Below are 26,536 nucleotides of genomic sequence, written 5' to 3' on the forward strand. Positions count from 1 at the left end.
AGGTTAGCCTAAGCTTTTCTACGCCAGGGGGTGGGGCAGTGAGCGCAGGTCGACTCTTACGATCCTCGATCGGGGGCCAGGCCCGGCACATCGCCACCGGGGCGACCCTCGCCGCGGCACACCAGGCCGGCGAGGTGATGGTCCCGGTCCTGATCGGCGTCGTGATCGACCGCGCCGTGGCCACCGGGGCCGGCTGGGCGCTCCTCGGCTGGCTCGCCGTGCTCGCCGTCGTGTTCGCCGCCCTGTCCACCAGCTTCCGGCTCAGCGCCCGGTCCGCCGAACGGGCCAACGAACAGGCGGCCCACGAGCTGCGGGTCGCGGTCACCGCGCGGGTCCTGCACCCCCGGGGCGGCGCGGACACCGGCCGTCTGTCCGGCGCGCTCGTCACCCTCGCCACCGGCGACGCCCAGCGGGTCGGCGCGGTCAACGGCGCGCTGGTCTGGGGGGTCGCCGCGCTGCTCGGCATCACGGTCAGCGCCGTGGCACTGCTGCGGATCTCCGTACCCCTCGGACTGCTCGTCCTGCTCGGCACCCCGCCGCTGCTGTTCCTCGCCCACCTGATCGGCCGCCCCCTGGAACGGCGCAGCGACGTCGAACAGGACCGCGCGGCGCACGCCTCCGGCATCGCCGCCGACCTCGTCGCCGGCCTGCGGGTCCTCAAGGGCATCGGGGCGGAGGCCGTCGCCGTGTCCCGGTACCGGGCCACCAGCCGAGACTCCCTCGCCGCCACCCTGCGCGCCGCCCGCGCCCAGGCCTGGAACAACGGGGCGATCGTCACCCTGACCGGGGTGTTCATCGCGGCCGTCGCGCTCGTCGGCGGCCGGCTCGCCGCCGCAGGCGACATCAGCATCGGCGGACTGGTCGCGGCCGTCGGGCTGGCGTTGTTCCTGCTCACCCCGTTCGAGACGTTCGCGTGGGTGAACGGGGAGCTCGCCCAGGGCCGGGCGTCGGCGGCCCGGATCGCCGCGGTCCTCGACGCCCCGCACACCGCGTCGGCCGGTGTCACGGATCCGGCGGCGCCGGTCGAGGGCCGGGTCCGGTTCTGGGCCGTCACCCACTCCGCGCTGCGCGACCTGCACCTCGACGTCGCCCCCGGTGAACTCCTCGGCGTGGTCGCCGCCGACCCCCTCGCCGCCAGCGCGCTGCTGGAGTGCCTCGGCCGCGACGTCGACCCGTACGCCGGCTCCGTCGAACTCGACGGCCGCTGCCTGTCCGGTCTGGACCCGGCCGGGGTCCGGGCCGCCATCCTCGTCGCGGCGCACGACGCGGACCTGTTCGAGGGCACCGTGCTCGACAACGTCGGCGGCACCGGGCCCGGCGGCGGGCCGGACGCTGCCCCGTCGCCCGGTGCCGACGGGGCGCCCGGCCCGGCACCCGATCCGGCGGTCCGGCCCGGCGGCCGGGTCCGCGCCGCCTTGGCCGCCGCGCTCGCCGACGAGGTGGCCGGCGCGCTGCCCCGGGGACTCGACACCCCCGTCACCGAACGCGGCCGGTCCCTGTCCGGCGGCCAGCGGCAACGGGTCGCCCTGGCCCGGGCCCTGGCCGCCGACCCGCCCGTCCTCGTCGTGCACGACCCGACCACGGCCGTCGACACGGTCACCGAGGCCCGGATCGCCGCCGGGGTCCGTGACCTGCGCGAGGGCAGGACCACGATCCTCGTCACCACCAGCCCGGCGCTGCTCGCCGTCACCGACCGGGTCGTCGTCCTGCACGACGGGGCGGTGACGGCCGAGGGCACCCATCCGGAGCTGGTCCGCGACCACCCGGGCTACCGCGCGACGGTCCTCGCGTGACCGCCGGCACGCACCGCATGGCCCCGGACGCCCCCCGCCCCGCCGTGCACACCGCGCCCGGCCCGGTCCGCTGCTTGTCCGCGAGGCCCGCGCCCGACCTGGCCCGCTGTTCCTCGGCGAGGCCGATGCCCGGCACGACCCTCCGCTCCACCGCGCGCCCAACGCCAAGAACGATCCGCCCCGGCACGCGGCCCGCACCCACGGCGACTTTCCGGCCCGCCCGCGGCACGATCCGACCCGCCGAGCCGCTGCCATTGCCCGACCTCTCCTGGAGTTCCCGATGACCGAGGCGTCCCCGGACCGCGTCCTGCTGCCCACCGCCGACGGGCCGGCCACCCGGGCCGCCGTCCGCGCCCTGCTCCGCCCGCACCGAAGCCTGGCCCTCGGCGCGTTGCTGGTCCTGGTCACCGGCACCTCCGTCGGCCTGCTCACCGCCCCGCTGCTCGGCCGGATCGTCGACCTGGTCGTCGCGCACCGGCCGGCCGGCGCGGTCACGCTGCCCGTCGCGCTGCTCGTCGTCGCCGCCCTCGGCCGGGGGGTGGCCACCGGGATCGGCGGCTCGCTCGTGGCCCGGCTCGGCGAGAGCATGCTCGCCACCCTCCGGGAACGGTTCGTCGGCCGGGTCCTGCGCCTGCCACTCGACCAGGTCGAACGGGCCGGCTCCGGCGACCTGAGCGCCCGGGTCACCACGGACGTGTCCGTCATTGCCCGCGCGGTCCGCCAGGCGCTGCCCGAGTTCGCCGGGGCGCTGCTCACCATCGTCCTCACCCTCGTCGGGTTGGCCGTCCTCGACTGGCGGTTCCTCCTCGTCGTGCTGCTCGCCGTGCCGGTCCAGCTGCACACGGTCCGCTGGTACGGCCGAAGGGCCGTCCCGCTGTACGCCCGCCAGCGCGTCGCCGCCGGCACCCTGCAGCAACAGCTCCTCGACACGATCGGCGGCGCGCGGACCGTCCGGGCGTTCCGGCTCGCCGACGGGCACGTCGACCGGGTCCGGGACCGGTCGCGGACCACGGTGGACCTGACCCTGGCCGGTATCCGGCTGCTCACCCGGTTCTACGCCCGGCTGAACCTGGCCGAGTACGTCGGCCTCGCCGGTGTCCTGCTGGCAGGCTTCGTGCTGGTCGCCAACGGCACGGTCACCCTCGGCACGGCCACCGCCGCGGCCCTGTACTTCCACAGCCTGTTCAACCCGATCAACTCGGCCCTCGCCCTGGTCGACGACGCGCAGTCGGCGACGGCCAGCCTGTCGCGACTCGTCGGCGTCGCGGACCTGCCGGCGGCCCCGGAGCCGGCCGACCCCGGCACCCCGGCCGACGCCTCGGTCACGGTCGTCGGCCTCCGGCACGGCTACCTGCCCGGCCATCCGGTCCTGCACGGCGTGGACCTGACCATCGCCCCCGGTGAACGCGTCGCCCTGGTCGGGGCCAGCGGCGCGGGCAAGACGACCCTCGCGAAGCTCGTCGCGGGCGTGCACCGCCCGGACGCCGGGGAGATCCTGCTCGGCGGTACCAGCCTCGACGCGCTCGGGCCGGCGGCGACCCGCCGGGCCGTGGCGCTGATCAGCCAGGAGGTGCACGTCTTCGCCGGCCCGCTCGCCGAGGACCTGCGCCTGGCCCGGCCGGGGGCCACCGAGGCGGACCTGCGCGTGGCCCTCGACCGGGTCGGCGCCCTTCCCTGGGCCGACGCCCTGCCCGAGGGCCTGGACACCGAGGTCGGCGACGAGGGGCACCGCCTCACGGTCACCCAGGCCCAGCAGGTGGCCCTCGCCCGGCTCGTGCTCGCCGACCCGCCGGTGGCCATCCTGGACGAAGCGACCGCCGACGCCGGCAGCGCCGGCTCCCGGGTCCTGGAGGCGGCGGCGGCCAACGCGCTGGCGGGGCGCACGTCGCTCGTGGTCGCGCACCGGCTGACCCAGGCGGTGACGGCCGACCGGGTCGTGGTGCTCGCGGCCGGCCGGGTGGTGGAGACCGGTACGCACGCGGAACTGGTCGCGGCGGGCGGCCGGTACGCGGCGCTGTGGGAGGCCTGGTCGGACACCCGGTCCTGAGCGACGGAAAAGGGCCGGGACGCGCGGAGCGCGGCCCGGCCCTTTTCCGTGCGGGAACTCAGGACACGGAACTCACCGTGGACGGTTCAGCGCACCGACAGCGGCCGCAGGTCCGTCCAGTGCGCCTCGACGTACTCCAGGCACTCCTCGCGGGACGCGTCGCCGAACACCGTGGTCCAGCCGCCGGGTACCGGGATGAACGCCGGCCACAGGGAGTGCTGGTCCTCGGCGTTGGTGAGGACCAGGAACCGGCCGTCGCGGTCCTCGAACGGGTTGGTGCTCATGACGTGCGCTCCTTCGTGATGTCGGACAGGGGGCGGTGCGGGTCGCCGACCGCCGCGCCGAGGACGGCGAGCAGGTCGGTGGTGAGACGTTCGGCCGTGGCGCGGTCGAACAGGTCGGTGCGGTAGATCAGGTCGCAGTGCACCGGGGCGTCGCCCCGGGGTTCGTAGAAGCTGAGGGTCAGGTCGGCAGTGGCGGCCCCGGTCGGCACCTCGTCGAGGTCGCCGAGCCCGCCGGGCAGGGTGGCCTCCTCGTGGTGCACGACCATCACCCGCGGGTGCGTGGCGTCCAGCCCGGCGGCGGCGAGCACGTCGCCGATCGGGACGTCGGCGTGGTCGAACGCCCGCAGGTCCGTCTCGCGGACCCGGCGGAGCAGTTCGGCGAAGGACGGGTCGCCGGCCGTGTCGGTGCGCAGGACGAGCGTGTTGACGAAGCAGCCGACGAGCCCGGCCAGGGCGTCCTCGGTCCGGCCGGCGGCCAGGGTGCCGATCGGCAGGTCCGTGCCGGCCCCGCCCCCGGTGAGCAGTGCGGCGAGCGCGGCCTGCAGGACCATGAACATGCTGGTGCCGGTCCACCTCGCCAGCGCGTCCACGCCCCGGTGCAGGTCCTCGTCGAGGCGGAACGCGACGACGTCGCCGCGCCCGGTGGGTGCCGCCGGTCGCGGCCGGTCGGTGGCGATCTCCACCTCGACGGGTACGCCGCGCAGCGCCTCCCGCCAGTAGCCCAACTGCCGGGCGGCGAGACTGGTCGGATCGGCCGGGTCGCCGAGCACCTCGTGCGCCCACAGCGCGTAGTCGGCGTAGCTGACCGGCAGCGGCTCCCCGCCGGGTGCCCGGCCGGCGACCCTGGCCGCGTACGCGGCGTTCAGGTCCCCGACCAGCGGCACGACGGACCACTCGTCCACGAACAGGTACGACGCGGTGAGCAGCAGCGCCTGCGCGCCGGCCCCGTCGGTGAGCAGCCGGACCCGGAAGGCGGGCGCGGAGCGTTCGCCGGCGAGCATCCGGAGCCGACCGTCGAGGTCGGCCCCGCCGGGGAGCACCTCCAGCGCCGGCCACGCGCGGGCCGGCCTCTGGACCGGCCACGCGCCACCGGGCACGATCTCCGTGCGCAACGCCGGGTGCCGCTGCACCACGTCGCGCACCGCCGCCGCGAGGGCCTCGGGGTCCAGCGGGTTCGACGGCCGCAGCACGAGGGCGATGTCCGGGGCCGCGTCCCGCCCGGTCCAATGCCGGCGCTGGGCCGGCGCGATCGGGACGACGTCCGCCGCCGGACGGGGCCGCAGCGGTGCGCGCCCGGCCACCGCCGTGCTCAGCAGCGCCGTGACGCCCGCCACGGTCGGGGCGTCGAACACGTCCCGGACCGCCAGCTCCACCCCGAACGCCGCCCGGATCCTCCCGACGAGCCGCATGGCCGCCATCGAGTGCCCGCCGAGGGCGAAGAAGTTGTCGTGCACGCCGACGTCGGCCAGGCCGAGGATCTCGCCGAACAGGCCGGCCAGGATCTCCTGCTCCCGGGTGACCGGCAGGTCCCCGCCGGTGAGTCCGGCCCAGTCGGGCACCGGCAGCCGCCTGCGGTCGAGCTTGCCGTTCGGGGTGAGCGGCAGCGGCCCGTCGAGCACCACGACGGCGGTCGGCACCATGTACTCCGGCAGCGTGGCGACCACCCCGGCCCGCACGTCGGCCGGATCGAGTACGCCGGTCCCGGCCGGCACGACGTAGCCGACCAGGCGGGTGATGTCCCCGTCGCGGTGGGCGACGACGGCAGCCTGGGCCACGCCCGGGTGCCGCGCGAGGACGGCCTCGATCTCGCCGAGTTCGATCCGGAAGCCGCGGATCTTCACCTGGTCGTCGACCCGGCCGAGGAAGTCCAGGTTCCCGTCGGCCCGCCACCGGGCCCGGTCGCCGGTCCGGTACATCCGCGCTGACGGCCGGGGACCGGAGGCGTCCTGTGCGGAGGATCCGGGGCCGCCGTCGACAACGAACGGGTCCGCCACGAACCGTTCGGCGGTCAGCCCCGGCCGGCCGAGGTAGCCGCGCGCCAGGCCGCGCCCGCCGACGTACAGCTCGCCGACCACGCCCACCGGGGCCGGCCGGAGCGCGGCGTCGAGTACGTAGCACCGGGTGTTCGGGTCGGGCACCCCGATCGGCACGGCCCCGGTCCAGCCGGGCACCGCGTCCCACAGGGTGGAGTTCACGGTCGCCTCGGTCAGCCCGTACGCGCCGAACAGGCGCAACCGCTCCGCCCACCGGCCGACGAGGTCAGGGGGCACGGTCTCCGTACCCACGAGAACGACGGCGTCCTTGGGCAGCTCGCAGTCGGCCGGCAGGGCCGAGACCAGCGACGGCGGCAGGATCATGTGGGTGATCCGGCGTTCGGCGACGAACCCGGTGAGCGCCGGCCCGGGCACCCGCGCGTCGTCGGGGACGCAGACGAGCCGGCCGCCGACGCACAGCGCCATGGCCAGTTCGAACACGAACACGTCGAAGCCGATGGACGCGAACTGCAGCACCCTGCTGTCGGGCGCGATACCCATCCGGTGCACGGCGGTCGCGACGAGGCTGCCGATGCCCTCGTGGGTGAGCACGACGCCCTTGGGCCGGCCGGTGGAGCCGGAGGTGTAGATGACGTAGGCGGCGTGGTCGACGCCCGTCGGGGCCGGCGGTAGCGGCGCGTCGCCCGTCTCGTCCAACGACAGTCGGGGCAGCACGTCGGGCAGCGCGGTCTCCGGGGCCGCGACGACGAGCCGGGCCCCCGAGTCGGTGAGCATGTAGGACAGCCGGTCGGCCGGGTGCGCGAGGTCCAGCGGCAGGAACGCCGCCCCGAGCTTGAGGGTGCCGAGCACGGCCGCCACCAGGTCGGCGGATCGGGGCAGGGCGAGGGCCACGACGTCCTCGCGGCCGACGCCGCGCGCGGCGAGCAGCCGGGCGATCGCCGTGGCCCGCTCGTCGAGCTGGGCGTAGCTGACGGACCGGTGCCGGTCGACGACGGCCACCGAGTCCGGGGAGATCGCGACCCGGGCCTCGAACGCGGCGATCATCGACAGTTCGGCGACGGGCCGGGCGGTGTCGTTGAACCCTTCCAGGACCCGGTGCCGCTCGTCGGCGTCGAGGATGTCGATCTCGCCGACCCGCAGCGTCGGGTCGGCGACCGCAGCGCCGAGCAGGCGGGTCAGCCGCTGACCGATCGTGGTCACGGTTCCGGGATCGAAGAGATCCGTCCGGTACTCGACGTAGGCGTCCCCGTCGGAGAACGTGAAGGCCAGGTCGAACTTGGCGGTACCGGTCTCGAAGTCCACGAACGCCGTCTCCAACCCGGCGAGGGCGAAGTCGTCCCCGACCGGATTGCGGTAGCTCAGCATCACCTGGAACAGCGGGTTGCGCGACGTCGAGCGCGTCGGGTTGCACGCCTCCACCACGGCCTCGAACGGCACGTCCTGGTGGTCGAACGCGGCCAGATTCGTCTCCCGCACCCGGGCGACGAGTTCTCCCATCGTGGGGTCACCTGACACGTCCTCGCGGAGCACCACGGTGTTGACGAAGAACCCGACCAGGTCGTCGAGGGCCTCGTCGGTCCGGCCGGCGACCGGCACCCCGAACGGGATGTCCGTCCCGCAGCCGAGCCGGGACAGCAGCGCGGCGACGGCGGCCTGGAACACCATGAACGCGCTCGCGCCGTACTCCTGGGCGAGCCGGCGCACCCCGTCGGCCACCTCGGGGGTGAACGCGATCCGCTCTGCGCCACCCCGGAAGTCGGGGACCGCCGGCCGGGCCCGGTCGGTGGGTAGCTCGATCTCCTCGGGCAGCCCGGCGAGCGCGGTCCGCCAGTAGTCGAGCTGGGCCGTGGTGTCCAGGCCCTGCTGCCACAGCGTGTAGTCCGCGTACTGGACCGGCAGCGGGGCCCAGTCCGGCGCGCTCCCGGCCAGCCGCGCGGCGTAGGCGGCCGCCAGGTCGGCGAGGAACGGGCCGTCGGACCACTCGTCGGTGGTGACGTGGTGCAGGAGTACCACCACGAGGTGTTCGCCCGGCGCGGTCTCGGACACGGTGACCCGCAGCGGCACCTCGGTGGACAGGTCGAACGGCCGGTCGATCGTGGCGGCCAGGTCCAGGTCGGCGACCACCTCGAAGGGCACGTCCGCGTCGAGGATCCGCTGGTAGGGCCGCCCGTCGTGCTCGGCGAACACGGTCCGCAACGCCTCGTGCCGCCCGGCGACATCCCCGAACGCTGCCCGCAGCGCGCCCAGATCCAGGGCCCCGCGCACGCTGAACGCGATCGGGAAGTTGTACGCCGAGGAGTCCCCGTCGAGCTGCTGCACCAGCCACAGTCGCCGCTGCGCGAACGACAGCGGCAGCCGCTCCGGCCGGTCCTGCGGCACCAGGGCGGCCCGGTCGGACACCCCGATCCGGCGGACCAGGTCCGCGACGGTCGGCGCCTCGAACAGGTCCCGGATGGACAGGTCCGCCGACAGCGCGGTCCGGGCCCGGCTGACGAGGCGGGTGGCGAGCAGCGAGTGCCCGCCCAGGTCGAAGAAGCTGTCGTCCACGCCGACCGTGCCGACGCCGAGGACGTCGGCGTACAGGGCGCACAGCACCCGTTCGGCCTCGGTGGCCGGCGCGCGGCTCGGCACGGCCGGGGTGGCGTCCGGTGCCGGCAGTGCGCGGATGTCGAGCTTGCCGTTCACGGTCAACGGCAGCCGGTCCACGGACACCAGGGCGGCCGGCACCATGTAGGCGGGGAGCCTGGCCTTCAGGTACTCGCGCAGCGTCGGCGCGTCGCCCACCACATAGCCGACCAGGCGCTTGTCGAGCACGACGACGGCGGCGTGCGTGACGTCCGGGTGCGCCTCGACCGCGGCCTCGACCTCGCCCAGTTCGATCCGGTAGCCACGGATCTTCACCTGGTCGTCGGTGCGGCCGAGGAAGTCCAGGTTGCCGTCGGGGCGCTGCCGGACGAGGTCGCCGGTGCGGTACATCCGGGCGCCTGCCTCGCGAAGCCCGGAGGCGTCCTTTGCCGAGGAGCTGAGCGAGCCAGACGACACAGCGCCGAACGGGTCCGCGACGAACCGGTCGGCGGTCAGGCCGGGCCGCGCGTGGTAGCCCCGGGCCAGGCCGACGCCGCCGACGTACAGCTCGCCGGGCGCGCCCACCGGCACCGGCCGCAGGCAGCTGTCGAGCACGTACGCCCGGGTGTTCCAGATCGCCCTGCCGATCGTGGGGGTGTCGCTGTCGGTGGTGCCGCCGCCGAGCGTGTTGATCGTGTACTCCGTCGGCCCGTACAGGTTGTAGCCCAGCGTGCCCTCGGCGTCGCGCAGCGCGGACCACACCGCGTCGGACACCGCCTCGCCGCCCAGCAGGACGAGCGCCGGCCGGTAGTGCCCCTCGGCGAGTAGCCCTTCCTCGATCAGGTGGTGCGCGTAGGTGGGGGTCACGTTGATGACGTCGATCCGGTGCGTGTCGCAGTAGGCGACCAGGGCCTCGGCGTCGCGGCGCAGTTCCTCGTCGCACACGTGCACCTCATGGCCCTCGACGAGCCACAGCAGCTCCTCCCACGACATGTCGAAGGAGAACGACACGGTGTGCGCGATCCGCAACCGCCGGCCACCCGCCCCGGCCACCACCGGGTCGAAGATGGCCTCCCGGTGGTTGAGCTGCATGTTCGTCAGCCCCCGGTACGGCGTGACCACCCCCTTCGGCCGCCCGGTCGACCCGGAGGTGTAGATCAGGTACGCCGGGTGCTCCAGGTTGAACGTGCGCCGGAGCGGGTCGGCGGGCAGCGCGTCGAGGGTGGCGGCGGTCGCCGGATCGTCGATCAGCAGCGCCGGCACCCCGGTGTCGGGCAGCGTCGCGGCGACGGCCACCGTGGACACCACGCACAGTGGCGCGGCGTCGTCGAGCATGAACGCGAGCCGCTCGGCCGGATAGTCCAGATCCAACGGCAGGTACGCCGCCCCGGTGCGCAGCACGGCGAACAGCGCCGCGACCATGTCCGCCGAACGCGGCAACGCCAGGGCCACCACCCGCTCCGGCCCGGCGCCGGCGTCGGCCATCAGCCGGGCGAGCCGGTTGATACGGGCGTCGAGCTCGGCGTACGTCCAGACCTGCGCGCAGAACACCAGCGCCGTCTCGTCCGGTGTCCGCGCCACCCGCTCGGCGAGCAGGTCCGCGACCGTGCTGCCGTCGAGCGGCCGGCGGCTGGCGTCCCAGTCGACGGCGAGCCGGTCGCGCTCCCGGGCCGGCACGACGTCCAGGGCCCCGACCAGCACGGACGTGTCCTCGACGAGCCGCTCCACGATCGTGGTGAACCGGGTCAGCAGCGCCTCGGCGGCTGCCGGTGCGAACAGGTCTGCCCGGTAGTCCAACCGGACCAGCAACTTCTCCCGGGGGGCGATCACCAGGACCAGGGGGTAGTGGGTGGCGTCCACGCTGCCGGAGGACACGATGCCATGCCGTTCCTTGAGCCCGGCGAGGTCGTCGTCGCCGCCGGAGAAGTTCTGCAGCACGTACAGCGTGTCGAACAGGTGGGTGTGGCCCGCCTCGCGCTGGATCACGCCCAGGCCGACGTGCTCGTGCGCCATCAGCCGACCCCGGTCGTCCTGGATCCGTCGGAGCAGCGCCCCGACCGTCTCGCGCGGGTCGAGCGCCACCCGGACCGGCACGGTGTTCAGGAACAACCCGATCACGGACTCCACACCGGGTACGTCCGCCGGCCGCCCGGCGACCGTGGTCCCGAACACGACGTCGTCGCGGCCGACCTGGTTGGACAGCGCCAGGGCCCAGGCGGCGTTCAGCACGGCGTTGAGGGTGACCCCGGCGCTCCGGGCCCCGGCGCGGACCCGGTCGCTGACCCGCTCGGACAGCACGGCCTCGTGCCGGTGCGGAATGACAGGTCGCGGATCGCGCCCGGCCGGGGCGACCAGCGTCGGCTCCGCCAGCCCTGCGAGCGCGTCCCGCCAGGCGAGCGCTGAGGCCGCCGTGTCCTGGCCGGCGAGCCACACGAGGTAGTCGCGGTAGGAGCCGGGGGTCTCGCCGCCCGCGCCTCCGGTCTCGTACAGGGAGAACAGTTCCTGCAGGAACAGGCCCTCCGACCAGCCGTCCCACAGGATCAGGTGGTGGCTGACCACGAGCCGGTCGGTGTCGCCCAGCCGGATCAGCAGCAGCCGGCACAGCGGTGGCCGGGCCAGGTCGAACCGGCGGGTCCGGTCGGCGGCCATCAGCTCCGCGACCCGCAGCGGCCGCGACTCCGGGTCAAGGCCCGTCAGGTCCACCTCCGTGACCGGCAGCTCGCACCCGGCGGCCACGAACTGCACCGGCGAGGCCAGCCCGTCGCTGGTGAACCCGGCCCGCACGCTGGGGTTGCGCGCCAGCAGCGCCCGGCCGGCCGCGCGCAGCCGGTCGACGTCCACCCGGGCCAGGTCGAAGTAGTCCTGCGCCGTGTACAGGTCGATCGCTCCGGCGTCGTAGCTGGAGTGGAAGTACAGCCCCTCCTGGAGCGGCGACAGTGGCCAGATGTCGGCCACCGCCCCGCCGGCCGCCGCCTCGACCCGGACGATGTCGTCCTGGCCGAGGGCGAGGACGGTCAGGTCCGAGGGGGTGAGCCCCGACGTGCCGGTGACGTCCGACGCCAGGTCGCGCAGCGCGTCAGCCCAGCGCTCGCCGAGCGCCGCCACGTCCTCCTCGGACAGTCCGCCGTCGGACCACGTCCAGGTCACCGTCAGGCGGGGACCGTCCGGGGTCTCCTCGCACACGGCGTCGACCTGGAGCAGGTGCGAGGGCGCGATCCCGCCGTTGACGACGTCCAGCGCGTCGGCCTCCGGGGCCGGGGTCCAGTCCGCGCCGGTGGCGGAGGGGAACCGGCCGAAGTAGTTGAACAGCACCTGCGGCGCGGCCATCCGGGCGAGGATCGGGGCGACCTGCGCGTTGAGGTACCGCAGCAGCCCGTGGCCGAGCCCGCCGTCGGGGGCCTCCCGCAGCCGCTCCTTGACCTGCTTGACCACCTCCCACCCGGCCACGGACCCGACGCCGACAGTCGCCCCGGACCCGGATCTGGACCGCGCGCCCGCGCCCGCGCTCAGGCCACCGCCAGCACCGTCGCTGGCGCCCAGGCCCGCCCCTGCGGCCGAGGCCGCGCTCGAGCTCGCACCCGCGCCGGGGGCCAGTCGGACCGGCTGCACGCTCGTGAACCAGCCCACGGTGCGGGACAGGTCCAGCCGTTCGCCGAGGTCCTCCCGGCCGTGCCGTTCGACGTCCACGAGCAGGTCGGCGGGGGAGTCCACCGCGATCCGCAGCGCGGCGAGCAGCACGTCGGTGACGTCGGCGTGCACCGCCGCCGGCACGGTCGTCAGCAGCGGCGCGGTCTCGGCGGACGTCAGCCGGGTGACGCGCCGCCGGGCGGTGCCGCCGACCGTCGCGCCCGGCACGAGGTCCGCGCCGGGGGCGAGGGTCCGCGCCCAGTGGGTGAGTTCGGTGAGCCGTCCCGGCCCCTGGGCCTGGGCGGCCACGGCCTTCGCGTACGTGCGCAGCGACGTGCCCACCGGCTCCAACGGCTCGCCCCGCCACGCGGCGGCGAGGTCCTCGAACAGGATCCGCCACGACACCCCGTCCACCGCCAGGTGGTGCACGGCGAGCAGCAGCCGGCCGGGCACGTCCGGCCCGCCGTCGAACCACACGGCCTGCACCATGACCCCGGTGTCCGGGTCGAGCCGCCGCACCGCCGCGCCGAACTCCGCCGCGATCCGCTCGCGCAGGTCGCCGGTGCCCGTCAGGTCGACCGTGCGGAGCAGATCCGTGGCGCGGACCGTGCCGGCCGGTGTCGTCTCCAACGACCACAGCACCGACGCGATCCTGGTCAGCGTGAGCCGCAGGGCCGGGTGGTGGTCGAGGACGGTCTGCAGCGTCGCGGCGATCGACGCGGCGTCCGCGCCGGCCGGTGTGGTGATCAGCATGGGGAGCGTGTAGCCGGCGATGTCGGGGCTGTGTTCGCGCAGCCAGTGCATGACCGGCAGCGCCGGCACGTCACCCACGCCGTCGTCGGCGGGTCCGGTGGCGACCGGCGGCGCGGCGGGGGAGCCGATCGTGGCCAGGGCGGCCGGGGTGCGGTGCACGAACACCTCTCGCGGACTGATGTCGATGCCCTCTCGTCGGGCGCGGTTGGAGACGCTGATGGACAGGATGCTGTCGCCGCCGAGGACGAAGAAGTCCTCCTCGGGGCCGACGTCGGACAGGCGGAGGACCTCGGCGAACACGGCCCGCAACACGCCGAGCGCCCCACCCGCCGGAGTCACGGCGGGCACACCACCCGCCAATGCGGCGCCGGGGACCGCCCGCGGCAGGTCCGGTGCCGGGAGCGCCGGCCGGTCCACCTTGCCGCTCGGCGTGAGCGGCAGCGCGTCGAGGAGCACGAACACCCCCGGCACCATCGGCGCGGGCAGCGCGGCGGCCACCCAGGCCCGCAACGCGTCCCCGGCGGGCGCGGCCCCGGGCACCGGCACGACGTACCCGACGAGCCGCACCGACCCCGGCCCGTCCGTCCGGGCCAGCACCACGGCCCGGGCCACCGAGGGCTCCGCCGCCAGGCGCGCCTCGATCTCGCCCAGCTCGACCCGGTGCCCCCGGACCTTCACGTGCTGGTCGGTGCGCCCCCGGTACTCCAGGGCCCCGTCCCCGCGCCGGGCGACGATGTCCCCGGTGCGGTACATCCGGGCCCCGGCCGGCCCGTACGGGTCGGCGACGAACCGGTCGGCGGTCAGCCCGGCCCGGTCGTGGTAGCCCCGCGCCAGCTGGTCCCCGGCGAGGTACAGCTCGCCCTCCGCGGCGGGGCGCAGGCCAGCGTCGAGCACGTACAGCCGGGTGTTCCACACCGGACCGCCGAGCGGCACGGCCGACTCCTCGGTGCCGTCGGTGCCCCACCAGGTGACCTGCACGGCCGCCTCGGTGGGCCCGTAGAAGTTGTCCAGCCGGGTGCCGGTGAGGGCGTGCCACCGCTCGGCCAGGTCGGCGGTCAGCGCCTCGCCGCCGCAGGACACCCAGCGCAGGCTCGCGGCCCACGACGGGTCGGCGGTGACGTCGTCGGACCGCAGGAACGCCTCGACCAGGGACGGCACGAACGTGACGGCGCTGACCCGGTGCGCGCGGATCAGCCCGGCGAGGTGCGCGGGGTCGAGATGGTCGCCGGGCAGCACGACGGCCGCGCCGGAGGTCAGCGGCCAGAACAGTTCCCAGACGGACGTGTCGAAGCTGGGCGAGGCGAGTTGCAGCACCGCGTCGCCGACCCCGAGCGGGAACCGGTCGGCGGACCAGGCGAGCTGGTTGCCGATCGCGCCGTGGCTGACGACGACGCCCTTGGGCCGCCCGGTGGACCCGGAGGTGTAGATCAGGTAGGCGGCGTCGCCCGGCCGGAATCCGCGCGACCCGGGATCGTGGGCCGGTGAGCCGAGGGCCGGGCCGGAACCGTCGGGCCGGTCGCCGGCCCCCACCAGCACGGGCGTCACCCCGTCGACCTGCGGCAGCCGGGTGTCCGCACTGGTCAACACCATGCGCGCACCGGAGTCGGCGAGCATGAACCGCACCCGCTCCACCGGATACCCGGCGTCGACGGGCAGATAGGCCGCCCCGGCCTTCAGCACGGCGAGCAGGGCGACGACCAGGTCCACCGAGCGGGGCACGGCGACGGCGACGACCTCCCCCGGCCGGACCCCCCGGTCGACGAGCTCGGCGGCGAGCCGGCCGGCCCGGGTGTCGAGTGCGGCGTAGCTGGCCCGTTGGGTGCCGGACACCACGGCGGGGGCGTCGGGCGTGCGGGCGGCCTGTGCCGCGAACAACTCCGCGACGGTGCTGGGTGGCACGGGGACGGACGCGCCGGTCAGCGGTCCCCAGGTCCCGAGGTCGATCTGGGACACCGGCCGCCCCGGGTCCGAGGCGACGGCGGCGAGGAGGAGGACGAGCTGGTCGGCGAGCCGGGCGGCGGCATCGGCGTCGACGCGCCCCGGGTCGTGTTCGAGCCGCAGGTCGAGGCGGTCGCCGTACCCGACGAGCAGGGACAGCGGGTAGTGGGTCGCGTCGAGGCTGCGGGTGCCGGTCACGGCGAGGTCGCCGGAGCGCGGCAGGTCCCCGCCGGGCAGGTTCTCCGACACGACGAGGGTGTCGAACAGTGCGCCGACGCCGCCGATCCGCTGGAGTTCGGCGAGCCCGAGGTGCTGGTGGTCGAGGAGCAGGGACTGTTCCTCCTGCAGCCGGGTGAGCACCGTGGCGACGGAGTCCCCAAGTGACCAGCGCATCCGGACCGGCAGCGTGTTGATCAGTGCTCCGACCAGGGACTCGACCCCGTCGACCTCGGCGTGCCGCCCGGAGACGGTGGTGCCGAACACGACGTCCTCGCTGGCGGTGCGCCGGCCGAGCAGCAGACCCCACGCGCCCTGCACGACGGTGTGCACGGTGACGCCGAGGTCGCGGGCCCGGGCGGTCAGCGCGTCGGTCAGCCCGTCGGGCAGGGCGACCGCGAGCTGGACCGGCCGCCCCGGAGGCCCGGGCGGCGCCACGATCGTGGGCCCGTCGAGCTGACCGAGTGCCCCGGTCCAGGCGGCGCGGGCGGCCTCGCGGTCCCGGCCGCCGACGAACTCCAGATAGTCCCGGTACGAGGGCACGGCCCCCAACCGCGCCGCGTTCCCCCCGGGCGCGTACCGCGCGAGGAGTTCCCGGACGATCAGCGGCTCCGACCACCCGTCGGACACCAGGTGGTGCAGGGTGAGGACGAGCCGGTGCCGGTCGGCGGCCAGCGGCACGAGGAGGAACCGGATCAGTGGCCCCGACGCCGGGTCGAACCCCCGGGCTCGCTCGGCGGCGGCCAGCTCGTCGGGGTCCCCGACGGCCTCCCTCCACTCCGCGTCCACCCGGGCGGCGATCAGCTGCACGACCTGCCCGTCGGCGCGCTGCCGGAAGGAGGCCCGCAGCGGCGCGTGCCGGTCGAGCAGGTCCTGGGCCGAGCGGCGCAGGGCCCCGGGGTCGAGCGGCCCGGAGAGGTCGATGTGCCGCTGGGGGACGTACAGGTCGGCGGCGTTTCCGTCGACGTGCGCGTGGAAGTACAAGCCCTCCTGCAACGGGGTGACCGGGAGCACGTCGGCGAGCCCGGCGACCTCCGCATCGTACCCGTCGATCTCGTCCTGGGTCAGTGCCACGAGCGGGAAGTCGGACGGGCTGTGCCCGGTGCCGGTGTGCCGGGCCAGCGCGCCGAGCGCGTCGAACCACAGCCGGGCCAGCGCGGCGACCTCGCCGTCGGCGAACACCCCGTCGGGCCACGTCCAGGTCGCGGTCAGCGCGGGTTCGCCGGCCACGTCGCGGGCCGCGCAGTTGACCTCCAGGAGGTGGCCGAGCGGCATGTCGGGGTCGAACGCGTCGCCCATCGGCTCGGCCTCCGGTGCCGCGTCCCAGGCGGTGGCCTCGCCGATCGCGAACCGGCCGAGGTAGTTGAACAGCAGCGGCGGCACCGGCAGCGCGGCCAGGGCCTCGCGGGTGTCGGCGTTGAGGTGCCGGAGCAGGCCGTGGCCGATCCCGTTGCCGGGGACGGCGCGCAGCTGTTCCTTGACCCGGCGCAGGACCCGGCCGACGACGGGTCCGCCGGCGAGGAACTCGTCCCAGTCGACGGCCCCGGCGTCCAGCCGGACGGGGTAGATGCTGGTGAACCAGCCGAGGGTGCCCGACAGGTCGACGCCGGCGAGGGAGTCCTCGCGGCCGTGGGACTCCAGGTCCAGTACCAGGGCGGTGTCCTGCCAGCGGGACCACGCGACGGCCAGGGCCGTGAGCAGCACGTCGTTGACTGCGCCGTGGTAGCCGGCGGGCACGGTGGTCAGCAGCGGGGCGGTCAGCCCTGCCGGCAGGGTGATGGTCAGGTGCACAGCCGTCCCGGCAGAATCGCGGGTCTCGAGCTTTCGGAGGCCGGGTTCGGGCACGCCGCCGGCGAACACGCCCCGCCACCAGTCCAGTTCGGCGGCCCGGGTCAGCGCCTCGGCGGACAGCACCTGCGACCAGCGCCGGAACGAGGTCCCGACGGGCGGCGGGGTGCGCCCCCCGGCCAGGTCGGCGAGGTCGGAGCAGAGGATCCGCCACGTGACGCCGTCGACCACGAGGTGGTGCAGCGCGACGAACAGCCGGCCGGCGTCGGGGAACCACACGGCCTGCGCCATCACGCCGGCGTCCGGGTCCAGCCGGCCCACGGCGGCCCGGGTCTCCGCCTCGCTGACCGGCCCGGCCACGGTCGTCAGCGGCATCGTGCCGGTGCCGACCGGCGCGACCTCCAGGGCCCAGTCCGCGTCGCGCCGCAGCCGGGACCTCAGCAGGTCGTGCCGGTCCACCAGGGCGGCGAGCGCGGCGGGCACGCCCTCGAACCCGACGGGCACCGTGAGCAGCATCGACTGGTGGAACGTGGCGATCTCGCCGCCCAGCTCGCGCAGCCAGTGCGTGATCGGCGTCGCCGGGACGAGACCCACCCCGTCGTCGGACACCACGGTCGTGGCGTCGCCGGCGACGGCGGCGAGCCGGGCCACGGTGCGCCGCTCGAACACGTCGCGCGGGCTGATCGTCAGGCCGGCGCGCCGGGCCCGGCTGACCAGCCCGATGGCGACGATGCTGTCGCCGCCGAGGGCGAAGAAGTTGTCGTGCGCGCCGACCCGGGGCAGCCCCAGGGTCTCGGCGAACAACGCGGCCAGGGTCTCCTCGACCGGCCCGGTCGGCGCGTCGTCGCCGGTCATCGCCGCCCAGTCGGGGGCGGGCAGCGCCGACCGGTCGAGTTTGCCGTTCGGGGTGAGCGGCAGCGGACCGTCGAGCGGCACCACCGCCGGCACCATGTACTCCGGCAGCGTGTCGGCGAGGTGCGCCCGCAGCGCGACGGGGTCGACGTCGCCGACGGCGTACCCGACGAGGTGCCTGACGCCCGGCTGGTCCTCGCGGACGGTCACCGCCGCCTGGCCGACGCCCGGGTACGCCATCATCGCCGACTCGATCTCGCCCGGTTCGATCCGGTGGCCACGGATCTTCAGCTGCCCGTCGGAGCGGCCGAGGAAGTCCAGGTTCCCGTCGGCCCGCCACCGGGCCCGGTCCCCGGTCCGGTACATCCGGGCCCCGGCGCACCCCGCGTACGGGTCGGCGACGAACCGCCCGGCGGTCAGTCCCGGCCGTCCGAGGTAGCCCCGGGCCAGGCCGCGCCCGCCGACGTACACCTCGCCGACGGCCCCGACCGGCACCGGCCGCAGCGCGGAGTCCAGCACGTAGCACCGGGTGTTCGGGTCGGGTCGGCCGATCGGCACCGGGCCGACCCAGTCCTCTTCGGCCGGCCAGAGCGTCGAGTTCACGGTCGCCTCGGTCAGCCCGTACGCCGCCACCACGGTGAGCCGCCGCGCCCACCGGGCGATCAGCTCCGACGGCACGGTCTCGGTCCCCACGATCAGGACGGACCCGTCCGGCAGCGCGCAGTCACCGGGCAGCGCGGCGACCAGCGACGGCGGCAGGATCATGTGCGTGGCCCGGTGCGCGGCGACGTAGTCGGTCAGCGCCCGGCCGGCGACCCGGCGCTCGGCGGGCACGACGATCACCCGGCCGCCCACGCACAGCGACATCACCAGATCCCAGACGGTGACGTCGAACCCGACCGACGCGAACTGGATCACCCGGCTGGAGCGGTCGATCCCGATCCGCTCGGTGGCGGTCGCGACCAGGCTGCCGATCCCGTCGTGGGAGCAGACGACGCCCTTGGGCCGGCCGGTGGAGCCGGAGGTGTAGATGACGTACGCGGCCTGGTCGAGGGCGACCGGCACGTCGAGTCCGGTGCCGTCGAACCCGTCGGCGTCGCCCAGGAACACGGGGGAGTCCCCCGTGCGGACCGCCGGCACGTCCCCGGCCAGGGCCGGCACGGTGAGCACGAGCCGCGCGGCCGCGTCGGTGACCATGTAGTCGAGCCGGTCGGCGGGATGCTCGAGGTCCAGGGGCAGGTACGCTGCCCCGGCCTTCATGACCCCGAGCAGCGCGACCACGAGGTCCACCGACCGGGGCACGGCCACGGCCACGACGTCCTCGGCGACGACGCCCCGGGACCGCAGCAGTCGGGCGACCCGGTTGGCCGCGGCGTCGAGTTCGCCGTAGGTGAGCCGCTCGGACTCGCACACCACGGCCACGGCCGCCGGGTCGCGCCGGGCCTGGGCCTCGAACGCCGCCGGCCACGTCAGGTCGGCGACCGGGGCGTCGGCGACGGCGAACTCGCCCAGCACCTGGGCGCACTCGTCCGCCGAGAGCAGGTCGATCGTGCCGACCGGGCCGGCGGCGTCGAACGCGTCGAGGACGGCGAGGAACCGGCGCTCGTGGTCCTCCAGGGCTTCCGGGCCGCACGCGGCGGGGTCGGCGGCCAGGACGAGGTGGGTCGGGTACACGAAGAAGGACAGGTCCGAGACGGGCCCGCGCGACAGGTCCACGAACGGCCACGGCCCGCTGTCGGGGACGACCGTCACGGCCGGCCCGACGAGTTCGCGGATCCCGCCGGGCACCCGCAGGTCCCGGCACAGCTCCTCGGCCCGGTACCGGGAGTGCTCCGTCAGCTCCGCGACCGCGCGCGCGACGTCGGCGACGAGGTCGGAGGTGACGGTGTCGGGGCGGACGGCGACCCGCAGCGGGAGCACGGTGGAGACCATGCCGGGCACGTCGCGGGTCGCCTGGTCGAGCCGGGCGGACACGGGCAGCCCGAGCACCACGTCGTGCGCCCCGGTCATCCGGTGGGTGTAGGCGGCCACGGCCGCGACGGCCAGCGCCGGGTCCACGGCCCGCCCGACGGTGCGGCGCAGCGCGAGCCGCCCGCCCGACCGGGCGGGCTCCACGAGCCGGGCCGGCTCCGACACGCCGGCCAGCAGGTCCGTCCAGTAGGCCCGGTCGGCCGCCGGGTCGTAGCCGGCCTCCGCGTCGAGCAGGTCCTGCGGTCCCCCGTCGGGGAGGAGGTCCGCCGCGCCGGCGTAGAGCGCCGCCGCCCGCCGGGTCAGGGCCGCGCAGCCGTCGGGGTCCATCACGAGCATGTGGTATCTCTGGTACCACCACACCCGCCCGTCCTCCAGCACGTACAGCGCCTGGCCGAACAGGTCCGTGGCGTCGGCCAGGTCCGCGAGCATCCGGTCTCGCGCCTCGCCGGGCGAACACCGCAGCACGGGCAGCTCCGCCCGGGCGGGCACCGGCTCCTGCCGCACCCGCCCGTCGGACTCCGTGAACCGTACGTGCAGGCACCCGGCCCCGGCGACCGCCCGCCGCACGCAGGAGGCCAGCCGGTCGACGTCGACGTCGCCGCCCACCTCGGCGTACCCGCCGATCCGGTACGCCGGACCGGTTCCGAGCTGGTCGGCGTACCAGATCCCCTGCTGCGCGCGGGTCAGTTCCATGTGCGGTGTCGCCTTTCGGGAGTGTCTTACTTGGACAGCAGCGGGACGAGCTGGTCGATCGCGTACGGGATACTCAGCACGGTGTCGAAGGACAACGCGGCCCCGGCCGGCGGCGCGGTGTACGGCACGAAGACGGCCCTCCCGGCGGTGACGACCGCGAGCTTCGCGTACACCGGGTCCTCCTGGATCCGCTTCTCGGCGTCCGGGTCGTCGATGACCCACAGCAGCCGGTCGACGTCGAGCAGGTCGAGCCGCTCGGAGCCGATGTCGGCGAAGCTCTGGGTGCCGGCCAGCTTCCCGATCGCCTCTGAGGGCCGGAATCCCAGCTCCTTGAGGAACACGGTCTTCGGGTCGGCGGGGGAGAAGACCGAGTACTTGCCCGGCTCGTAGCTCTCGGCCACCACGACCGTCTGCTTCGCGAACTCCGGATGCGCGGCCCGCACGTCCGCGAACCGCTTCTCGATCCCGGCGATCAACTCGTCGACCCTGGCCTCCCGGCCGAGCGCGCGGCCGATGACGCGGGTCATCTCCTGCCACGGGGCGGCGTAGTCGTCGTGTTTCGCGGACTGGGCCACCACAGGCGCGATCTTCGACAGCGTCTCGTACTGGTCCTTCTTCATCCCGCTGTACTGCGCGACGATCAGGTCCGGCCTCAGCGCCGCGATCTTCTCGAACTGGTAGTCGTCGCGCTCGCCGACGATCTCCGGTAACGAGTCGCCCCACAGCGGCTGCGCCCACGGCCACTTGCCGAACGGCCGCTCCTTGAACCAGTCGACCACCCCGACCGGCCTGATCCCGAGGGCCAGGACGGTGTCCTGGTCGCTGAGCCCGAGCGTGACGACCCGGGTAGGCGCCTTTCTCACCTCGGTCTTGCCGTACTTGTGCTCGACGGTCACGGGGAACCCGCCCCCGGCGGGCGAGGAGGTGCCGCCCTTCGCCGAGCCGCCACACGCGGACAGCAACGACGCCGCCACCAGGGCGGCGAGGGCCACCGGCAGGAACTTCTTCACGGGATTCTCTTCCTGGTCGGTCAGGCGGAAAGGGCTGGGGCCGGCGTGGAGGAGTCCAGCCGAGCCCGGCGGTCGAGGATCGACCGCAGGATCTCCCCGGACCGCACGGCGGTGTTCGACAGCAGCGACGACGTGATGCCGTGGGTGTGTTCGGTGCCGCCCTGCAGGTAGACGCCCGGCTCGACCCCGGGACCGGTGACGGCCCGGTAGTCGCGGGTGACCCGGGGCCGGCCGTGCCCGTCGCGGGCGCAGTACCGGGCGGCCTCGCCCAGCAGGCCCAGCGGGTCGGCCGGCTGGTATCCGGTCGCGCACACGACGACGTCGGCGTCGAGCGCGACGTTCTCGCCGGACAGCAGCTGGGCGATGTCGGCGCGTACCCCGGTGGCGGTCTCGGCGACCCCGGTCAGCCGGGACACGTTGAACATCCGCAGCCGGGGGGCGCCGGTCACCTTCTCCCGGTAGTACGTGCTGTACAGGGCGTCGATCAGGTCGCCGTCGACCACGGAGTAGTTGGTGTTCGCGTGGTACCCGTCGACCAGGGTCTTGACGTCGGCGGGCGCGTCGAAGAACTCGCCCACGGCCGCCGGGTCGAAGATCCGGTTCGCGAACGAGCTGTCGTCGGCGGGGCTGTAGCCGTAGCGGGAGAACACGGCGCACACCTCGGCGTGCGCGAACCGCTCGTGCAGGAACGCTGTGGCCTCCGCGGCGCTCTGTCCAGCGCCGACGACCACGAACCGGTACGGCGAGTCGGCGGACAGGTCGCTCACCCGGTGCAGCAGCTCGCTGGTGTGCCAGACCCGGTCGGAGGCCGCGACCCCGGCGGGCAGCGCCGGCTGGAGCCCGGTGGCCAGCACCAGGTTCCGCGCCCGGTAGACGCTGGTGCCCTGGGCGCCGCGCGCGGTCACGTCGAAGTGGACGACCGTGTCCCCGTCGGTGACGGGGGTGACGCCGACCACGTCGTGGCCGTACAGCACGAGGTCGTCGACCTTCGCCGCCGCCCACTCCAGGTAGTCGTGGAACTCGACCCGCAGCGGGTACAGGCTCTTGTGGTTGACGAAGTCGACGAGCCTGTCCCGGTCGCGCAGGTAGCACAGGAAGCTGTACTGGCTCGTGGGGTCACGCAGCGTGACCAGATCCTTGAGAAAGGACACCTGCATGGTCGCGTCGTCGAGGAGCATTCCCCGGTGCCAGCCGAACCGCGGCTGCCGTTCCAGGAAGACGGCGGTGGCGGCCTCTCCGGCCCGCGCGTTGTGCTCGGTGACGGCGACGGCCAACGCCAGGTTCGACGGCCCGAAACCAACCCCTACCAGGTCATATATCGGTACTTCGTCGTGCAGCGGCACCTGTGGCATAACCCGTCCTATCGCTCGGCTGGAGCCAGGTTAGCCTAACCTAAGTTTCCAGCGGAACCGGGGATCTAGTTAGGTTAGGCGTTGCTTACCTAGGTAAGGCTTGCTTAACTAGCCGTGCCGGTCAACACTTCGAGGAGGAAGCCCCTATGCGGGTCGTCATGTTCGGGTACCAAACCTGGGGCCACCGCACGTTGCGGGCATTGCTGGAGTCCGATCACGACGTCGCGCTCGTCGTCACCCACCCGGCCAGCGACCATGCCTACGAGCGGATCTGGTCGGACTCGGTGGCCGACCTGGCCGGCGAGCACGGCGTGCCGGTCCTCGTCCGCGAACGCCCCGACGACGAGGAGCTGCTCGCGGCCCTCAAGGCGGCCGACCCCGACGTCATCGTCGCCACCAACTGGCGCACCTGGATCCCGCCCACGATCTTCGAGCTGCCCCGGTACGGCACCCTCAACGTGCACGACTCGCTGCTGCCCGCCTACGCCGGCTTCTCCCCGCTGATCTGGGCCCTGATCAACGGGGAGAAGGAGGTCGGCGTCACGGCGCACATGATGGACCCGACCCTCGACGCCGGCGACATCGTGCTCCAGCGCGCCGTGCCGGTCGGCGAGCGCGACACCACGGCGGACCTGTTCCACAAGACCCTCGCCCTGTTCGGGCCGATCACTGTGGACGGGCTGGACCTGATCGCCTCGGGGCGGACCGACTGGGTGCCGCAGGACCGTTCGAAGGCCAGCTTCTTCCACAAGCGCGCCGACGAGGACCTGCGGATCGACTGGGGCTGGTCGGCCGTGGAACTCGACCGGCTGGTGCGCGCGCAGTGCGCGCCGTACCCGGCGGCGTTCGCGTTCCACCGGGGCCGGCGGTTGGAGATCCTGGCGGCGGACGTGTCCGAGGGCGTGTACGGCGGTACCCCCGGACGGATCTTCTTTCGGGAGGGCGACGGGGTGGTCATCGTCGCCGGGGCGGACGCGCGGTACGGCCGCGACCGGGGACTGCGGGTGCTGCGGGTGCGCACGGCCGACGGGGTCGAGCGCGCGGCGGCCGACTACTTCCGCACCATGGGCGGCTACCTGACGTCGCGGCCGTGAGACGGGCGGGCCCGGCCCCGGCGGTCACCGGCGCCGGGCCCGCCACTACGCTCCCGCTGACGCGAGCACCCGCTCCCAGTCCACGGTCCGGGCCCAGTCCCCGAAGGAGTGCCACCCGATTCCCGGGTACTCCGCCCGCAGCGCCGCCCGGTCCACGAAGTCGGTGTTGACCTCGAACGCCGCGAACATCGCCGCGATCTCCTCGCCGGCCCGCCGCCGGATCACGTCCGCCGGGATCACCTGGTAGGGCAGCTGCCGGCCGAGCAGCCTACCGAGCACCCCGGCCACCTCGGTGCCGGTGACGGTGTCGGACGCCAACTCCACCCGGCGGCCGGCCATCTCCGCCGGGTGCTCCACGGCGTGCGCCGCCATCGCCGCGATGTCGAGGACCGTCACCTGGTCCAGCCGGGTCCCGGGGGACAGCGGGGTGGCGAAGACGCCGTCGGACAGCCGGTGGAAGGAGACGTTGAGGGCGTTCTCCATGAAGTACACCGGGGCGAGGACGGTCGTGGGGCCGGGACGGTCGCGCAGGTACCCCTCGATGAGGCTCTTGCTGTTCACATGCTCGACCGTGGACGCTGCCCGGTCGGCGCCCCGGACCGAGGAGTAGACGAGCTGCGCGTCGCCCGCCGCGTCCAGGAGCGCCCGGCCCTGGGCGACCTCCCCGTCGAGCCCTCCGTCACCGAACGGGACGGTCAGCCCGAACACCGCGTCGACCCCTTTCGCGGCCCTGGCCAGGGTCTCCGCGTCGGCGAGGTCGCCGGCCACCAGCCGAGCCCCGGCCGCCGCGAGCGCCAGCGCCGCCGGCGCGTCCGCCCTGCGCACGTAGCCGGTCACCTCGTGGCCCCGCTCCAGCAGCAGCCGGGCGACCGCGCCGCCCTGCCGGCCGGCCGCGCCGGTCACCAGCACCCGCGCCATCTCAGTTGCCCCCGTTCGCGACGAGCACGACCTTGCCGCGCACGTGCCCGGTGCCGACGGCACGGTGCGCCTCGGCGGCCTGGTCCAGGGGATACGACCGCACGGTGACCCGCAGCGCACCGTCCTCCCACAACCTGGTCAGCTCGGCGAGCCGTTCCGCCGAGCGTCGCGAACCCAGCCGCCGGACGCCGAGCCGTTCCGACAGCGGGTTGAAGCCGACGGTGCCGATCCGATCGGCGGCGGCCAGCTCCCGGGAGACGGTCAGCGACTCCTCCGTGGCCACCGCGTCGAGGACCGCGTGCACGCCGTCCGGCGCGAGGGCACGCACCCGGTCGACGAGCCCGGAGCCGTACGCGACCGGCACCGCGCCGAGCGCGCGCAGGTAGTCGTGGTTGCGGGGGCCCGCCGTGCCGATCACGATCGCGCCCAGGGCCCGGGCGATCTGGACGGCCATGCTCCCGACCCCGCCGGCGGCGGCGTGCACTAGCAGCGTTTCGCCGGCCGCCACCGCCAGGTCCTCGAGGGCCGTGTGCGCCGTCTGCCCGGACGCCGACAGCGCGCCGGCCTCGGTCCACGGCATGGCGGCCGGCTTGCGCACGAGGTCGTGTTCGCCGACGACGGCCAGGTCCGCGAATGCGGCGAGGGCCACCCAGCCCAGCACCTCGTCGCCGACCGCCCAGGCCGTGACGCCCGGGCCGACGGCGTCGATGACGCCCGCGAGTTCGTTGCCGACCTGCTGGGGGAACGTGGCCGGCATGTACCGGGCCGCCTCGCCGGTGCGGAAGAGGTTGTCGAAGGGTTGGACGCCGGCGGCGCGGACCCGGACCAGGACCTGCCCGGCCGCCGGCCGCGGGGGCTCGACGTCCACGAGGCGCAGAACCTCGGGGCCGCCGTACTCGGTGAAGACGATCGCCTGTGTCATGCGACCCATTCAATCAGTTGGCTGAAATTTGTCAATCACATGATTGAAATCGCCTCCGCCGCTAGGGTGTGCTGATGGTCACCGAGCACACCCCGCGCCCCGCCCGCCGAGCGGTCGAGCCCGCCGAACGCGGCAAGGCGGCCGACCGGACCAGGGAGAAGATCCTCCGCGCCGCCGTCGAGGAGTTCGGCGCGAAGGGGTATTCCGGCGCCCGCACCGCCGGCATCGCCGCCCGCGCCGGGGTCAACCAGCAGCTGATCTCCTACCACTTCGGCGGCAAGCAGGGCCTGCTCGACGCGCTGCGGCGCGACTGGGCGGCGGCGCAGGAGACCCGGTCCGCCCCGGGCGCGTCGTTCGCGGAGTCGTTCGGCGCGTACCTCGACGTGGTCGGCGACCAGCCGGACTGGTCCCGGCTGGTGCTCTGGCAGGCGCTCGGCGACGACCCCGGCGGCTCGGAGGAACAGGCCGAGGCGCTGCGGACCCGGCTGGCGGGGTCCGTCGAGCGGGTCGCCGGCCGGCAGCGCGACGGGGAGATCACCGACGGGGTGGACCCGGAGTTCGTGATGCTGCTGTCCTATGTGCTGGCGTTCGCACCGATCGCGCTGCCGCAGCACGTGGCCGGGATCACGGGGCGCGACCCCCTGGCGCCGGACTACCGGACCTGGGTCCGCGACCAGCTGCTCGCCCTGCTCGCCCCGTAGCCGGCCCGGTCCGCGCCC

Annotated in this window: 10 protein-coding genes; 4 read left to right on the top strand and 6 right to left on the bottom strand. The window is 74.7% G+C overall.

Annotation, left to right across the window (positions count from 1 at the left end; translation table 11 throughout):
* The first annotated feature begins 38 nt into the window (after nt 1–38).
* A complete protein-coding gene (locus tag IW245_RS42100; protein ID WP_197002389.1) occupies nt 39–1,793 on the top strand; it encodes an ABC transporter ATP-binding protein in 1,755 nt (584 codons plus the stop codon).
* A 280-nt stretch (nt 1,794–2,073) separates the two neighbouring features.
* The gene (locus IW245_RS07090; RefSeq protein ID WP_197002390.1) at nt 2,074–3,840 is read left to right on the top strand and encodes an ABC transporter ATP-binding protein; all 1,767 of its coding nucleotides are present in this window, start codon (nt 2,074–2,076) and stop codon (nt 3,838–3,840) included.
* 86 nt (nt 3,841–3,926) lie between these two features.
* Here the strand turns inward: IW245_RS07090 and IW245_RS07095 are convergent, their stop codons facing one another.
* Genes IW245_RS07095 through IW245_RS07110 form a run of 4 tightly spaced genes read right to left on the bottom strand, consistent with a single transcriptional unit; the run spans nt 3,927 to nt 22,883 of the window.
* Nucleotides 3,927–4,124 (bottom strand): MbtH family protein, encoded by a 198-nt coding sequence (locus IW245_RS07095; protein WP_197002391.1) that lies wholly within the window; start codon nt 4,122–4,124, stop codon nt 3,927–3,929.
* Nucleotides 4,121–20,521 (bottom strand): non-ribosomal peptide synthetase, encoded by a 16,401-nt coding sequence (locus IW245_RS07100; protein ID WP_197002392.1) that lies wholly within the window; start codon nt 20,519–20,521, stop codon nt 4,121–4,123. The genes IW245_RS07095 and IW245_RS07100 overlap by 4 nt, the downstream gene beginning before the upstream one ends.
* A gap of 26 nt (nt 20,522–20,547) precedes the next feature.
* Complete coding sequence (locus tag IW245_RS07105) at nt 20,548–21,531, bottom strand: iron-siderophore ABC transporter substrate-binding protein (RefSeq protein WP_233472563.1); 984 nt, start codon at nt 21,529–21,531, stop codon at nt 20,548–20,550.
* 20 nt (nt 21,532–21,551) lie between these two features.
* Nucleotides 21,552–22,883 (bottom strand): lysine N(6)-hydroxylase/L-ornithine N(5)-oxygenase family protein, encoded by a 1,332-nt coding sequence (locus IW245_RS07110; RefSeq protein ID WP_197002393.1) that lies wholly within the window; start codon nt 22,881–22,883, stop codon nt 21,552–21,554.
* Nucleotides 22,884–23,029: 146 nt separating this feature from the next.
* Between IW245_RS07110 and IW245_RS07115 the strand changes: the two genes are divergently transcribed.
* On the top strand, nt 23,030–23,977 hold the full coding sequence (locus tag IW245_RS07115; RefSeq protein ID WP_197002394.1) for a methionyl-tRNA formyltransferase: 948 nt from the start codon (nt 23,030–23,032) through the stop codon (nt 23,975–23,977).
* A gap of 45 nt (nt 23,978–24,022) precedes the next feature.
* Here the strand turns inward: IW245_RS07115 and IW245_RS07120 are convergent, their stop codons facing one another.
* Nucleotides 24,023–24,895, bottom strand: coding sequence for an NmrA family NAD(P)-binding protein (locus IW245_RS07120; protein WP_197002395.1), 873 nt, complete (start codon nt 24,893–24,895; stop codon nt 24,023–24,025).
* A 1-nt stretch (nt 24,896) separates the two neighbouring features.
* Nucleotides 24,897–25,817: an NADP-dependent oxidoreductase gene (locus IW245_RS07125; protein WP_197002396.1), complete on the bottom strand. Its 921-nt coding sequence runs from the start codon at nt 25,815–25,817 to the stop codon at nt 24,897–24,899.
* A 74-nt stretch (nt 25,818–25,891) separates the two neighbouring features.
* Here IW245_RS07125 and IW245_RS07130 point away from each other — a divergent pair, with 74 nt between their 5' ends.
* On the top strand, nt 25,892–26,518 hold the full coding sequence (locus IW245_RS07130) for a TetR/AcrR family transcriptional regulator (RefSeq protein ID WP_197002397.1): 627 nt from the start codon (nt 25,892–25,894) through the stop codon (nt 26,516–26,518).
* Nucleotides 26,519–26,536: the final 18 nt, after the last annotated feature.

The organism is Longispora fulva (assembly GCF_015751905.1).
Classification (GTDB): domain Bacteria; phylum Actinomycetota; class Actinomycetes; order Mycobacteriales; family Micromonosporaceae; genus Longispora; species Longispora fulva.